The following is a 13637-nucleotide window of genomic DNA, read 5'->3' as shown; positions in this document are numbered from 1 at the left end:
GCACCTATCTGCTAACAACCTTCCCATTCCTACTGAATCTTATCCTAAAGACAAACTTAATTAATCTGGGTGGAACCTTCACAGAATAGGAGGTTTTCATGACCGCAGCAATCATCAAGGCAGCAGCTGATCATGCTCTTGCTCTCTTGAGAGCGAACGTCTATAAGCCCGGTCTGGCAATTCATATTGCCGCTGAGCTATATGGAATAGACTATAAGCTCGTTGCGAAAGAACTCAATAGAAGGGCTCTGATTGTTAGAAACAGAAAGAGACTCAGTGCCAAACAGCTCACCTTCGGGTGGTAAAATGAATATCTTTACAAAGACAAAGAACTTCTTTCAGGAAGTCAGAAAAGAAATGGCTTCGATTCGCGAAATAGATAAAGCTGCTGGCGAAGCAGCGGCTTCTATCAAAACTACCATGGACAAGGTAGAAGCTCTGGACTATCTGGATGCTTCTATCACTGAACTTGAACAGACTCTCAAAAATCTTAGAGCTGCTCGCGAGCTAATTCGTGATAATTAACTTTATCATTATCTACCTCTCCATCTGTTTCGCCATCTTTATCCTTTTATCTACGGAGTAACATAATGACTTCAGAATTTAGATGTATCCTTTGCTACCGGCCGATAAAGGCAAAGACTCATGCTGAGTATGCAAATCTGATGTGTCTCTGTAGCTGGTGCGCAAAGAAGGAAGAACTCGTTTCGCGAAAAGCGAAAGTAATTGCTCGTGCTCAAGAGCAGGCGCGAGCAAAAGCAAGGACAGAATTCAAATGGGACAGCGACTTGTCGTTCTAATTGTGGCACTGGCACTAAGCGGCTGCGTTGTCAGAAGCACTAATGACTATTGCTATCCACATCATCCTTCTCGTGTTGTACATGTTGATCAACAGAGACCGATGTTCGAGTATCAGGGAATGACCTTTCATCGTATTCGATTTGCCGGGACAAATAGAAATCCTGTCATCATAGTTACCTATCTTGATGGAACAGTAACTACCTTCTATCTTCAGCAGCCTGAAATCGCTCGTATCAGGGCGGATTTTGAGGTGATTGATTACTACTCAAGACCAAGGCAGTAGCATGGACGAAATAGATGACATGAACCTGTCTCCTGAAGAATATCTATTCACATATAGAGAAGCAATTATTAATGAGGTAAAAACTCTTAATAACACATTTTTGACGTCTGCAGTTCAAGCATTAATTATTCAAGCTTTAAGTGTTCCTGTAACTCCATTCCATATTCAGGAATGCTGTCATTTACTTTTAAAGCTAGGGCTCGGTTCAACAAAGTTTACTTGTTGTAACCGCGCGCCAAATCACGTAGAGACTCTGTATGCAATATGCATTACAGAGTAGAGAAAGGAATTAGAATGTCTAAGAATGTAAAGTTGGCTGAGCCTATCGCCGAGAAGAAGAACCTTTTTATTCGCCTGATCGAGACCTGTGCAAGTCTTGGCAAGAATGCCTGGAGAATTGTTTCAGGGCTTGGGCGCTGGTTCGCCACCTTTGTTGGCGGCTTCAAGGCCAAGATGTTTCTTGCTCGTGCAGGAGTTGGAATCCTGTCTGCCCTGGCAGTCGTTTTCTCAGTGATAACGATGCCTTCCTACGCCATGGCAAGCTTCTGTGACTCTGGAGTCATCAAGCTTCAGGATCGAATCGTTGACATCAAGGAGGCAAAAGATGAGATTCCTCAGGTGGCTGGCAACTAAGATCAAAGCACTTCTCAAGAAGACAACTAGCTTTATCTCTAAAGCAACTACCGCTACAGTTCTTACTGGTGGGGCCCTTGTTGGGATTACCAGACTTAACGGCCAAGTAAATGTCACCCGGCTGACTATTGCTGGTATGGCATTTGTAATTGGCCTGCCTCTTGGGCTCATTGTCTTTGGCCCTGCATTCAACCTCCTCATCTGGGGAGCAATTGTTGTTGGGACCCTGTTCGCTATGAACCTGGACAATGTCTGGGAAGTCATCAGTGCTCTCAGATATGGTGGCCTTGAATACACAATGGCCAAGCAGGCAGTAGAGGCTGCTTCCTCTATTACCCCCAATAATGAAGATATTAAAAAGCTTCGCGCCCAAATAACAGTGCTTGAGAAACAGCTTGGTTTCAATGCTATCTCCAGCAAATCTGGGGGAATCCTTGGCAAGAAAGCTTTATCAGAAGCTTAGAAGGAGAAAATCATGAAGTTCGTATTCGTTTTCGCGATCCTGATGGCCGCTTGTTCAGAGGATGGCTTCATTCAGCTGGATCCTGATTCGGGCACCGACTCAGATAACGATTCGGATTCTGATGCCGGGACTGATGCGGGCTACATCGACACAGACTGTTCAGACGTTGATCAGATCTGTGATACTCCGCCTGCTGATCATTGTTCGGCCGACCAAACTACAGTCATTGAGTATAGTGGCGACGCCACATGTACTGATGGAGTTTGTAACTACAGTAGCAGTGTTGAAGTTTGCGACTATAAGTGTGTGGAAATTAGTTCGGAAATGGAACCTGCTTATTGTATTCCCGAACAGTGTGAAGGTATTATTTGTGATCATAGTAATCCTGAATACGAATTCCATGGTGATCCTGAAGATACTGATGACTTAGAATTTAACGAATCAATAAATTATGATTACTGTGGTTCAGAGACAGACCTTCTACTCAGAGAAAATATTGGACATTGTTCTGTTTCAGAAGAAGACAACATTAAATGCGGGTATTGGTTTCTTGGATCAATCACCTGTCCTAACTCCTGTGTAGTTGTCGAAGACGGAGACGACTACTGTATCTAAGGAGGAAATTTTCATGCATATTTCTGAAGACGAACTCGCTGAAGAAATTGGAGACTTTACCTGGAACTTCGGGGAAGAGTTTCTGATCGAAACCAGGTTTGGAAACTTCATCTGGTCCGACCCGGACTATCAGGGAACTGGAGAGATTCATTCTTTCAAGGGCGACGTAAAAGCCTGGAACAAGAAGAATAATATCCCTTATGGCCGTAGCAAGGGAAGGCATCAGATTGGCCGCTATTGCGGAGACTTCAAGCTGGTCGAAGATTACTTCGATACAGAAAATCACAGATAAAGGATTATTATGAGTATTGAGCAAGATTTAGATAAGATGGCACAAGATCGCATCAAAGATCTTGAGGTCGAAATAAAACAGCTACAAAAACGCCTTCGTCTTATTCAGGAAGCATCACAAGATGAAGCTTTGTCTGATGGAGCAATGCGACATGTAGCAGCAATGTTTTCTGATGAAAAATGGCCTTATCCAGTAACAGGAAAACTACGTGCCTGGGCAGAGGAAGTTGCAAAAAATTACTCAAAGGAATAAACATGTGGTCTCTATCGTTTCAGATAATTACTACTCAGCTTCTTGTTCTGGCCGCCATGATCCTTCTCTGGCGGCTAATAATCCCTCAAACTCTAAGAATCTTCATGTGCCAGCACAGAACCTTTGCTCTTGCACCACTTTGGTCCTGTGTATTTATCACAGTAATTTCAATTGGTTCGCTGCCTCAGGCAATCATAATTGCTACGACATCATGTATCCTAGGCAGTCTGTTTTTAAGAGTTTATTCTCGGTTGTTAAACGAAAAATTCCCTTTCTCGGGGGAGAATGAGTAGACGAACCAAATAAGCTACTTTATCTTTGATAAGTACTTGAAAACACTGTTATTTTAATGGCACTATAAATACAGTGTACGTGTTTGTCCAATATTTATAGAAAATTGTTTTGCGCGTCGCTGAGAAATTTCTCTCGGCGACTAGAAACGGAAGGAAAGAGACAATGGATTTCACAACGATGTTTGGCATGGTCGGGTCAGCGAAGCTCGCTCCTCGCGAGACCACGAACAAGGACGGGAAGCCTTTCCGTCGGTTCACGATGTTCGTGGATGATCCTGCGGGTCGCGTCATGAAGGACGAGACCGGCAAGGAGATCATGGTCAACGGCTATCCGCGCCGCCACAAGAAGGCGGTTCAGGTCATCGTCGAGGGTCGAGACGACAGCCCGACGGTGAAGGCCTTCAGGCGGCTGGAGGCTGGCATGCGGGTGTCCGTCATGGGCCATCTGACGACCCGTGCGGAGGCTACCCAGATCCGCGAGGGAAACAGCACAGACGGCATGAGGGTCACCCGCTGCTCGTGCGGGAAGGAGTTCGTGGCCTACGCGAACCCGACCTTCCACCCCATCAGGATCGATCTCCTGGATGCTCCTTTGTCCGTTCAAGCCAATCGGGTCCTGGAGATCCTCACCGAGGAGAAAGCGATTTCTCAGGATGAGGCGACCAAGTTCCTTCAGGTCATTGCCTCCAAGCTGGAGCGCCGAGGCCCGAAGGTCTCCGAAGAGAAGGCCGAGGGAGAGGGCTCTGCCGAGTAGGGCCTCTAACGAGTTTGTCGTAGGGCACCTTCGACATAAAACATGTAGGTAGCCGTGATAGAAAAAGATCTCTGATCTCTGACAGGCCGAAGCAAGTAGTTAGTAAGCGCTCGCTGAAAGCGAAAGGACACCTGGAGTTTAAAATCTTTAAGGAGCCGCCAAAACGATAGGTTGGCGCTGGATTCGGTAACCAGCAATTTCTACTACAAACAGCTAAAAGAAGTATTTTTGCTGGTACCAGCATATACTTCAGGGTGTGCACACCCAAGATTTTCCTGGTGGCGCTGGAAGTCCAGGAGTCTACTATTAGGAGGAACTAATGGCTGACGAAAAGTATTTTGTAATCCTTCTGGATAACATTGACGGTAGGCCCGATGCGTTCATCGAGTGCGACAACGAAGATCAAATGATGCACTGTTTTGAACAGTTTTGCCAATGTGGCGATGGGCCAGGAAAGAGTACTGTCATCAAGGGTATTCGTGCCGAAACTATACCCGAGGGCATAGAGGACGAGGAGTATCCCTTCGTTCCATTCAAAGAGTTCTTCGATGACGAGGATGACGACAAAGAGGCCGAAGAGTAATTCTCTTCGGCTACTAGAAGATTCCCCCGTGTCTTGTTGGTGTCGCACGTTAAAAGAACCAAACAAACGAGATATCCTTATCGGAGATGGGATCTGATAAGTTGAGGCTGAAGTCTCGCATGCTGGCTGAGACGCCCAGGCCAGCAATTTTGCCGGGATACGCTCAAAAGGTAAGAGCACTCAAAACCATCAAAAACAAAATAGGTGATCGATGGAGGATGCGCTGCTTGATGGTTGCTGAAGGCGCACAATCTAGAGTTCGATTCTCTAGTCCTGGCACAAAGGAATCAAATGAAAAATCAAATCTATATAATTCTTGATAAGAATTCTAATAAGTATATAGCTCTAGACAGAGATTCTGGAGGATATCCTTATCAGACAGAAATTCATCTAGCTAAATTTTGGGCTAATCTTGTCGCGGCGGAGGAATATCTAAAGCTATTCCCACGCGAGAATTGGGAAATTCTTCAAATACTATTTGTAACTACAAATTTAGACTAAAGAACAAATGGATATTGTCAAACACATACATTACATCCACATCCATGTCCATATGGACGCGCAAATGAGATAATATCGATGATTAATACTACTAGCGTAGCGGAAGAGGAGTAAGAAATGCAACGGTGTAACCGCTGTGGGTGTGATTATGGTGGACATTCAATGGGCGGGCCAGGTATTTGTCCAGCATGTGATTGTGGATATTCTGTAGAAAAAGCACGAGAGATAAATAACTCACGCGATATCTTCATTTCTCCCAATGCCCAATCCGATCTTGATGAACTTCGCAAACAGCTTGCTGAGAAAGAAGCCGAGTGCGAGAGGCTGCGAATAGAGAGTGCACAGGAATTCGTCAACTGGTGGATCGACAGCGACCTGAAATACTGGTCAGTTGCGGATGATAGGATTCAGCGTTGGCGCAAAGAACGCGCAGCCCTCGCGGTGGGGAGGAGTTAGAAAATGATGATCGAAAGCTGGTGGTGTGCCATTGTTGCTGCGGTGTCATTTTTCGCAGGAATGGCATTCCAAAATGGTCTGAAAGAAATGCGATTGACCAGTAGCGATGAGATCAACAGACAATGGAACGAGTATTTGAACGCTGTCGGAGTAGACGAAAACGGATGTCCACCGTGTGATAATGGTGGCGGATTTGAGTGTGCCGACGGACCAATGCCAATTTGCAAACAGCAATTTATAGTAGGGAAGAGATAAAAAATGTTAGCAAAAGAATTAGTTAATAGATTAGGATCTGCGCTTATTGGAAGAACAGTTATAACAAAAGCATATGGAATTTATTCTGGCGGTAAAGCAAGAGTAGTTGAAATCTATCCTGACCCTAATGCTCCAGAAATAGTCTTCAATGTCCAGAATGATAATTGGAAAGATAGTAATGGAGACTCTATCATCGGAGTTTTCGAGAATGAACAAGTTGATTTACAATAAGTTATTGAGAGGTAGCGTAACTGGTAACGCCCTCAATTGTAATGAGGAAGATATAGGTTCGAGGCCTATCCTCTCAACAGGAGCTAATAATGTTTAAAAAGATAAGATCTTGTCCCTGGTTGCATAAAAAGCAGAAAGGACAAGAAGAAGAACGCAATCGTGCAATTATTCGGAAAATAGTTAATGAAACATACGAAGAGCAAAGAGAAGAGCCAATAAGAGAAAAGGGTTACCATCCTCCCCAAGATAAAAGCTGTGAGTGCTATATCTGGGAAGATCCCTTTATCTAAATAGTTTTCGCGGGCCCGTAACGGTTTCGATTTTGACGAAGAAGGAGATTCTGCATGCCCCGGCTTTCTAGGTCGCCGGGTTAAAAAGGCTTAGAAACTACAACTGCCGAAACACCGGAGTTGATGGCGGCCTAAGAGCTGCCCGTGTCTTTGAAGAGGAGTCCGAGTATTCAAAGAGGCGCAATTACACGGATGGGTTCCAGCTTTCCCTATAAGCTGGTGGTGGAGGCGCTGGGCAGGCTCAGGATTAGTTGGCTGTCCTGAGATTAGTTCGAGCCAATCAAGCATGTGGAAGAAGAATTTTCAGAACGTTAAAAGACAGAGGTTCAACTCCTCTCGGGTCCACTAAGTACTTGATATTATTAAGGAAATAGGAAATGACTCAAGTCTTCCTAATCTCAGATACTCACTTCTGGCATACAAATATAATTGCCTACGAACAAAGACCATTCTCTTCTATTGAAGAGATGAATTCTACCTTAATAAAGAACTGGAATAGAGTAGTAAAGAAAGATGACTTAGTTATCCATCTTGGCGATTTCTCGCTGGCCAATAGAGAAAAGACAGCTCACATCTTCAGCCAACTAAGAGGGACTAAATGGTTGGTCCTTGACAATCATGACCGACAGAGATCTATATCTTGGTGGATGAATATAGGTTTTAAGAAAGTTTTTGAGTTTCCTATCATATACAAAGACTTTTATATTCTATCTCATGCGCCAGTATATATGAATGCTCAAATGCCATATCTTAATCTTCATGGCCACATACACTCGAAAACATACAAAGAATCATTCTATAAGAATGTTTCGGTAGAATGTATTGACTACACCCCAATTGAGTTTGGGGCGGCGACAAAGAGAGAAGAGTAAGCTTGCTTCTCTAAAGCTTGTAGGAGAGCACAAAAGTGAAGAGCTATGATTCCTTAAGTCTTCCAGCTCTCTGAAATCCGGCAAAGAAAGTGTGTCATTTTAAACCGCCCAAGGACACCAATCTCGGAGACAAAAGATGAAACCAAAATTCACAGAAATCGTAGTAGAGGGCGAGCCAGAATGGCGGATGCCAAAGATGTATCTCTGTTTTGTCTACGCGCCAGAAGGAAACTTCTTGGTTAAGGGACAAAATCACGAGACAATTAAGAAGCTCATCAAAAGTAGATTTCCTATCTGCCTATACAGAACGACCTTTTGGAAGAACAAAAAAGATAGAGGATATTGGTCTGCCAATCATCCAGACTTCTCTATTATGATTGATGAAAGATTATCTCCTTCTTGGCGAAACAATGGTCAAGCCAAAAAGTCTAACAAGAATACGGTTTCCTTTTATAGTCGGCGCAATAGGAATACAACTCCAGTAACCTTTACTTGTAGACGTCTACCAAATAAATGGATTCCTGAATACGACGACGCAATAAAGCTTCTTAGAGAAGTAGAAGCTACTACAGAAAAGAACGCAGTTCGTTATTAAGGGAAAACAAATGAAACTTCGTGAAATTCTTCTTTATATGCTCCTTTCCTTTAGCTGCGGACTACTGACTGCCATTGGAGTAACACCAAGTTTACATTCTAATGGGTATACACTTAGAAGAAGCTCTCTTCTCTGTAATGATAAAGGATGTTCTATTCTAGTAGAATATCCTGATCAGACCAGACACTGGGATTATATCCAGCACAAAAGAGAAGAAATCAAGAAGAAGTAAGCCAATGGAATTCTACAATTGTACCTTTTCCGGCAAAGTAAAAGGGGCTATTGACAAATCCGAGATCTTCAATGAGCAAGTTCAAGCAGCTTCTCCTTCTGATGCCCGCCTAGCACTTTATGACAAATATGACAGTGTTCTATTCTTTGTGTATAACGAAGAAGACACGCCAGATAGATCCTTCTACCTAGGCTAAGGAATTCAGATGAAAGCAACATTAGAATTCAATTTGCCAGAAGAGAAGAATGAGCTTCGCTTAGCCGAGCAAGGAGGTCTCTACTTCTCTCATCTCTGTACAATAAGAGAAGCGCTCCGCCAGATAAACAAATATAGAACACTATCTGGAGACCAGAGAGATCTTCTTAATGAGATACAGAGAATCTTTATTGATACCGTAGAGTATTCTCTGGAAGAGATAGAGCAATTTTAGACCTCTGAATTTGGCGCGGAAATTTTATAGATAGTGATTCTATTGTGAATAGATTCAAATACTCTATAAGGAGAAAATACAATGAGAATGACACTTCGCCGTGTATTACAAAAGAAGAACATCCTTGCTGGTCAGATCAAGGAGATTGCTTTCTTGATCCGCGAGAAGAATGTCTACGATACTAATGATGCCGAAAGCACCAGAGTCAATACCGAGGAAGTTCTGGAGAAGTATCTTTCTGAGAAGGAGAAGCTTATTCAACTGAAGTCAGCTATTACAGTAGCCAATATCGGGATCTATCCTATTTTGGCGCGGCTGGAAGAAGCAAAAGATACTATCACTCTACTTAGCTCCATCTCTACCGGCGAAGGTACACGAAAGTCCATTCACATGGGCACTATAGTAGAGATTACTACTATCGCTCATATCAAGGAGGCTACTATTCGCGAAAGGAAAGTAGCTCTTCAGGCTCTGATTGAGCAACTTCAGGAAGAAGTCGACGAGTACAATGCGACTCACTTCATTGAAGTAGAACTGTAAAAGTCTTGGGCTAGGAGCCTATAGGAAGAACAGGAAGAGAGAGTAGAACTTAAATTACGGACGCCCTTTTAAGGCGACCATATTCACGAGAAAGATGGGGATTTGAATTTATATTTGAATATCAACCTTCAAGGGTCTTCAAATTAAAATTCAATCTTCTCTGCTCAAGAACAAAACTCTTTTGTTTTATTCTTCTTCCTGATCCGAATATAGGCTCCAGCCCTCCTAATCTGCAGCGTTGGGCGTACAGTTAGAGTGCCAGACTTTGGGCTGGATAAATCTCCACGATAAATGCCACAAAGAGAGTAGGGATCTGCAATTCTACTCCATAAGAACTAGAACTCAACAGACCCTTGGTCAAAGCTCTCATAGACTGGTGAAGTAACCTATTCCAGTCATTTCTTATTAGAGAAGAACTTGAGTTCTGTTTTCAGCTGCCTCCATAGCGCATTGGTCGCGCAACGGAACTTCAAATCCGATGGTCCAAGTTCGATTCTTGGTGGAGGCGCAAAATAAGAATTGACAATGTTGGCAATCATGATTAGGATAAAAGACATGAAGAAGTTCACCTGAATATATACGATCTAGAGCGCCTCCAATAGTCCTCCTATTTAGTAATCAATCTAACTTACTTTAGGAGGAATAAAATGGTAAATCCATTAGCTCGTATATTTAGCAAACCACAGCAGACAATAGTAAAAGTAGTTGCGCTGGAACAAGAAGAAGTTCCTGATAAGCGCACAATTCATTTAAGAATTAAAGTTAAGTCTTTAGCTGCAGAAGCTCAAATTATTAGGCAGGAAGCGAAGAAGACTAAAGGAATGGTTAGATGGGACTTGAACCATCACCGCAAAACAATTGTTAGAAGCCATACTAGAACTAATCTTCTTGCTTACGGCATATTAAAAGGAATACCTTACAGCACAATGGAGAAAAAGTGCTTTGAGAATCCTGATCTTAGTGCGGTCGCCAATATTGCTAAAAGATTTAGTGCAACTGAAATAGAAATAGTATCGTGGATCGAAGAAGCAAAGAACTATTTAAAAAGGAACAAAACATGCCTCGTGAAACAGTTGATGAACTGAAGAAAAGAATCTATGAAGCAGCAGCAGAAGAGAATGTTTCTCTTGATGAGGTCAGAGATGCTCTTGAAGCAGCCAACGAATTTCTTCAAGAAAATCCAGAACTTCTCATCCAAGCCAGAATCTTGTTAAGGACTCTTGGGCTCCTTAAATGATCAGGATCATTGTTTGTCCTGAGCATCCAAGTATACAGATTTGGAGAGTCCTTCTTGGCATTTCTAATGTCTTAGAAGGAGTAGTAAGAGTCTGTTCCCTTGGCATCATTGCCTTGCCCCTTTCAAGTCTGTTTGCTCTTCTACTTCTTAGAGCAAGAAACAGACGAAAGAAATATCTAAGAGAGAAGAAGCTAAAATCTAAGAGGTCATAAAGTGCAAATAATTACCACAGAGAAGATTCCTATTAGAAAGCACTATGTAGTTTTGCGTGGCAATTAGCACAAAGAAGATCACATTTATCAATTTCAGCAAGAATTTTCTCACGAGAAAAATTTGTTATCTTATTGCCAAGACCAAACAGTTTTTGACTAGGATCTCGATGATGGAACTGAAAGACGGCACCATTTGTACCATCATATTCTATAAAACATTTAGTACATTTTCCTCCTTTATGTAGAATTAATTCTATTTTAACTTGACGGTAGTAGATAGTCTTATACTTTTGTCTCGCAACTCGATTTCTATGATTCCATTCGCGTTTATATTGTATTGGATCAGAATATTTTCGGCCATTATGTCCATTTATATATATTACATTACGGCCATAATGATCCTTATCTTTCATCTTCGTTCCACAGCCACAGGCACATTCTACTATTGGAGCGGAGAGGTATATTTTCTCCCAACAACGCTCTTTAATTTGTTGTGTTGTTAACATAAATTAACTATAGCACATACTGCAGCTATCATCAACCCCTCATCTATAGGAGACTAAGGATGTTAACATATAAATTGGATAATTGCTTAGTCCCAATTAAGATTTGGGGCAAAACAATTAACGATTTTGAAGAAGAAGCCAGAAAGCAAATAGAGAACACGGCTTCACTACCATTCGTTTTCCACCATGTTTGCCTTATGCCAGATGGGCACATAGGTTATGGGGCTCCAATAGGTGGGGTATTAGCGACAAAAAGGGCAGTTGTAGTAAATTTTGTTGGCGTAGACATTGGGTGCGGCGTAACCTTTATCGGAACAGATATTCCTATAGAGATCCTTAGTAAAGAACTTGATACTCATGGAACTTTACTCAAGGGAATTATAGGAAATATTAAGAGAAATGTTCCAGTAGGCTTTGAGCATCATAGAGAAAAGCAGAGCTGTATTGTTTTAGATTCGGCTATCAGTGAAGACAATCCTATAATAATGGATCATCTCCTGACCTCGCAAATTGAAAAAGGATACTACCAAGTTGGTACTCTTGGTGGCGGCAACCATTTTATTGAGCTTCAGGCGGATGAGAATAATAACTTAGGAATTATGCTTCATTCCGGCAGCAGGAATTTCGGTAAACAAATCTGTGATTACTACAACAAACTAGCAAAAGAGCTTAACCAGCAATGGTTTTCCTCTGTAGATCCAAAGATTGATCTTGCCTTCCTTCCACTAGATTCTCATCATGGAAACGGCTATCTAACCTGGATGACTCTCGCTCTAGAATTTGCTAAAGCTAATAGAGCAGCAATGATGCATCAGTGCATTCATACAGTTCTAAACATGGTAAAGAAATACACTGCTCTTAGCAATATTAATTTGGGCGAGCAAATTGATATTCATCATAATTACGCTGCTATTGAAAATCACTTTGGCGAGAATGTAATTATTCATAGGAAGGGCGCAGTAAAAGCAGTAGGGACAGGAATCATTCCTGGCTCCATGGGCTCAAAAAGCTATATAACAGTAGGGCTTGAGAATCCATTGAGCTTCAAGTCTTGTTCCCATGGTGCTGGTCGAAAGATGGGACGCAAACATGCACGAGAGGTTCTCAATCTTCAGGCCGAGCAAGAGAAACTCTCTGGTGTCCTCCATAACCTTACCTCTATTGATAAATTAGACGAAGCCCCAGGGGCATATAAAGATATTGATATTGTAATGGAGAACCAAAAAGATCTGGTCTCTATTACAAAAACCCTTCATCCAATTGCAGTAATAAAAGGATAGTAAAAGGGAAAATAAAATGACAATTTTCTATCTTTCGTTAATAGCAATTGGTCTCTTCTTCGTTTGGACTTTAATTCGTACTTGCGCGATAAGCAAGGTCCTGTCTGAATGGCATCATTTTGTATCACAAATTCTAGATCTTCAGATAAATGAAGGTAAATTCGATTCTGTCTCACTAAAAGAAGGGAGAGATAATATTACTTCTTATTATCAATGGCCAGTATCATGAAATAACCTTATTTGGAACCCGAAATATTGGGGAATCTTTTCTTTGAATGATCTACTTAAAGCCAAGACTCCTGATTGGATTAAAGAGATTCCTACTAGCTTCTTCGAAAATCATGCACATAAATTACGCCAAATCCATCCATTTAGATCCTAAAATGCACTATACTATATTGGGAGTGAATAAATGAAAGAATTTCTATATATGATTGTTTTTGTATTTATTGTGATCTTTGCCTTCGCCACAATTCCAAGTTGTAGTGACGATTCGTTTGATGATGGCACTAGTGTAGACACTGATACTGACAGTGACTCTGATTCTGACTCTGATAACGATTCAGATTCAGACAGTGATTCCGATGGCGACAGTGACACTTATAGTGATTCCTGGCGCTGCCTAATCTGCGGCTAGCAGAGAAAGAAACAAAAGATGGCTACCAAGAAGAAGTCAGATGGCAAAACTAAAATCTTTCTTGCTTGGCATGATGATAGCGAAGTTGCTTCTTTTGATTCAGAAGAAGAGGCAAAAAACTTCCTTTTGGATGAATTTGGCGAAGAAGGAGGATCAGAAGCCAGTGATTCCTTCGAAGATGATTGGGCTTTATTTACAGCAGGCCTTGTTATAATCGAGGGCAAAGAACTTAAGCTCTCTCATACAAAGCCAGTTCCCCCAAAGATCTCTTTTCTCCGCAAATGAGCGACAGAACAATACTTCTTCGTGGTCTTTGCGAAACTGAAGGCTGCTATAACATCGGTCTGCTTACCAAATACAAAGGTAAGTTTGCCTGCGCCAGCTGCATAAACCC

Annotated in this window: 24 protein-coding genes, 1 tRNA gene and 1 other RNA gene; 24 read left to right on the top strand and 2 right to left on the bottom strand. The window is 42.0% G+C overall.

Annotation, left to right across the window (positions count from 1 at the left end; translation table 11 throughout):
- Positions 1-98 precede the first annotated feature (98 nt).
- The 20 genes from WC441_05285 (at position 99) to WC441_05190 (ending at position 9371) form a co-directional block, all read left to right on the top strand.
- Positions 99-305 (top strand): hypothetical protein, encoded by a 207-nt coding sequence (locus WC441_05285; protein ID MFA5163898.1) that lies wholly within the window; start codon positions 99-101, stop codon positions 303-305.
- A gap of 1 nt (position 306) precedes the next feature.
- Entirely contained in the window at positions 307-525 is a 219-nt protein-coding gene (locus WC441_05280; protein ID MFA5163897.1) for a hypothetical protein, read from the top strand.
- 853 nt (positions 526-1378) lie between these two features.
- Positions 1379-1717 carry a hypothetical protein gene (locus tag WC441_05275; GenBank protein ID MFA5163896.1) on the top strand — a complete coding sequence of 113 codons (339 nt, stop codon included), beginning with the start codon at positions 1379-1381 and terminating at the stop codon, positions 1715-1717.
- Positions 1689-2180 carry a hypothetical protein gene (locus WC441_05270; GenBank protein MFA5163895.1) on the top strand — a complete coding sequence of 164 codons (492 nt, stop codon included), beginning with the start codon at positions 1689-1691 and terminating at the stop codon, positions 2178-2180. Before WC441_05275 ends, WC441_05270 begins: the two co-directional genes overlap by 29 nt.
- Before the next feature lie 12 nt (positions 2181-2192).
- Positions 2193-2795, top strand: a complete 603-nt coding sequence (locus WC441_05265; protein ID MFA5163894.1) for a hypothetical protein — start codon at positions 2193-2195, stop codon at positions 2793-2795.
- 13 nt (positions 2796-2808) lie between these two features.
- On the top strand, positions 2809-3087 hold the full coding sequence (locus WC441_05260) for a hypothetical protein (GenBank protein MFA5163893.1): 279 nt from the start codon (positions 2809-2811) through the stop codon (positions 3085-3087).
- Between the two features lie 9 nt (positions 3088-3096).
- On the top strand, positions 3097-3339 hold the full coding sequence (locus WC441_05255) for a hypothetical protein (protein MFA5163892.1): 243 nt from the start codon (positions 3097-3099) through the stop codon (positions 3337-3339).
- Between the two features lie 4 nt (positions 3340-3343).
- Complete coding sequence (locus tag WC441_05250; GenBank protein ID MFA5163891.1) at positions 3344-3628, top strand: hypothetical protein; 285 nt, start codon at positions 3344-3346, stop codon at positions 3626-3628.
- 113 nt (positions 3629-3741) lie between these two features.
- Positions 3742-4386, top strand: coding sequence for a hypothetical protein (locus WC441_05245; GenBank protein MFA5163890.1), 645 nt, complete (start codon positions 3742-3744; stop codon positions 4384-4386).
- Positions 4387-4705: 319 nt separating this feature from the next.
- A complete protein-coding gene (locus tag WC441_05240) occupies positions 4706-4969 on the top strand; it encodes a hypothetical protein (protein MFA5163889.1) in 264 nt (87 codons plus the stop codon).
- 1017 nt (positions 4970-5986) lie between these two features.
- Entirely contained in the window at positions 5987-6181 is a 195-nt protein-coding gene (locus WC441_05235; GenBank protein ID MFA5163888.1) for a hypothetical protein, read from the top strand.
- A gap of 3 nt (positions 6182-6184) precedes the next feature.
- Complete coding sequence (locus WC441_05230; GenBank protein MFA5163887.1) at positions 6185-6412, top strand: hypothetical protein; 228 nt, start codon at positions 6185-6187, stop codon at positions 6410-6412.
- A 5-nt stretch (positions 6413-6417) separates the two neighbouring features.
- Positions 6418-6489: transfer RNA gene (locus tag WC441_05225), tRNA-Thr, on the top strand.
- Positions 6490-6501: 12 nt separating this feature from the next.
- Positions 6502-6702, top strand: coding sequence for a hypothetical protein (locus WC441_05220; GenBank protein ID MFA5163886.1), 201 nt, complete (start codon positions 6502-6504; stop codon positions 6700-6702).
- 11 nt (positions 6703-6713) lie between these two features.
- Positions 6714-7050, top strand: a transfer-messenger RNA (tmRNA) gene (gene ssrA, locus WC441_05215).
- 29 nt (positions 7051-7079) lie between these two features.
- The gene (locus tag WC441_05210; GenBank protein MFA5163885.1) at positions 7080-7574 is read left to right on the top strand and encodes a metallophosphoesterase; all 495 of its coding nucleotides are present in this window, start codon (positions 7080-7082) and stop codon (positions 7572-7574) included.
- Positions 7575-7710: 136 nt separating this feature from the next.
- Complete coding sequence (locus WC441_05205; GenBank protein ID MFA5163884.1) at positions 7711-8169, top strand: hypothetical protein; 459 nt, start codon at positions 7711-7713, stop codon at positions 8167-8169.
- Between the two features lie 236 nt (positions 8170-8405).
- Positions 8406-8597 (top strand): hypothetical protein, encoded by a 192-nt coding sequence (locus tag WC441_05200; GenBank protein ID MFA5163883.1) that lies wholly within the window; start codon positions 8406-8408, stop codon positions 8595-8597.
- Between the two features lie 9 nt (positions 8598-8606).
- On the top strand, positions 8607-8831 hold the full coding sequence (locus tag WC441_05195; protein ID MFA5163882.1) for a hypothetical protein: 225 nt from the start codon (positions 8607-8609) through the stop codon (positions 8829-8831).
- 87 nt (positions 8832-8918) lie between these two features.
- Positions 8919-9371 carry a hypothetical protein gene (locus tag WC441_05190; protein ID MFA5163881.1) on the top strand — a complete coding sequence of 151 codons (453 nt, stop codon included), beginning with the start codon at positions 8919-8921 and terminating at the stop codon, positions 9369-9371.
- 395 nt (positions 9372-9766) lie between these two features.
- Here WC441_05190 and WC441_05185 read toward each other — a convergent pair whose 3' ends face one another.
- Positions 9767-9928: a hypothetical protein gene (locus tag WC441_05185; GenBank protein MFA5163880.1), complete on the bottom strand. Its 162-nt coding sequence runs from the start codon at positions 9926-9928 to the stop codon at positions 9767-9769.
- Positions 9929-10018: 90 nt separating this feature from the next.
- On the opposite strand from WC441_05185, the gene WC441_05180 reads away from it, so the two are divergent.
- Complete coding sequence (locus tag WC441_05180) at positions 10019-10456, top strand: hypothetical protein (GenBank protein ID MFA5163879.1); 438 nt, start codon at positions 10019-10021, stop codon at positions 10454-10456.
- Positions 10429-10608 carry a hypothetical protein gene (locus WC441_05175; protein ID MFA5163878.1) on the top strand — a complete coding sequence of 60 codons (180 nt, stop codon included), beginning with the start codon at positions 10429-10431 and terminating at the stop codon, positions 10606-10608. The genes WC441_05180 and WC441_05175 overlap by 28 nt, the downstream gene beginning before the upstream one ends.
- 244 nt (positions 10609-10852) lie before the next feature.
- On the opposite strand, the gene WC441_05170 is transcribed toward WC441_05175, so the two are convergent.
- Positions 10853-11326: a hypothetical protein gene (locus WC441_05170; GenBank protein MFA5163877.1), complete on the bottom strand. Its 474-nt coding sequence runs from the start codon at positions 11324-11326 to the stop codon at positions 10853-10855.
- A gap of 59 nt (positions 11327-11385) precedes the next feature.
- On the opposite strand from WC441_05170, the gene WC441_05165 reads away from it, so the two are divergent.
- Complete coding sequence (locus tag WC441_05165) at positions 11386-12606, top strand: RtcB family protein (protein MFA5163876.1); 1221 nt, start codon at positions 11386-11388, stop codon at positions 12604-12606.
- Positions 12607-13261: 655 nt separating this feature from the next.
- On the top strand, positions 13262-13528 hold the full coding sequence (locus WC441_05160) for a hypothetical protein (GenBank protein MFA5163875.1): 267 nt from the start codon (positions 13262-13264) through the stop codon (positions 13526-13528).
- Positions 13529-13637 lie beyond the last annotated feature (109 nt).

Source organism: Patescibacteria group bacterium, assembly GCA_041651355.1.
GTDB lineage: Bacteria > Patescibacteriota > Patescibacteriia > Patescibacteriales > UBA12465 > JAPLVX01.
Note: the sequence above shows the minus strand (reverse complement) of the source record. Positions and strands in the feature narration are given on the sequence as shown.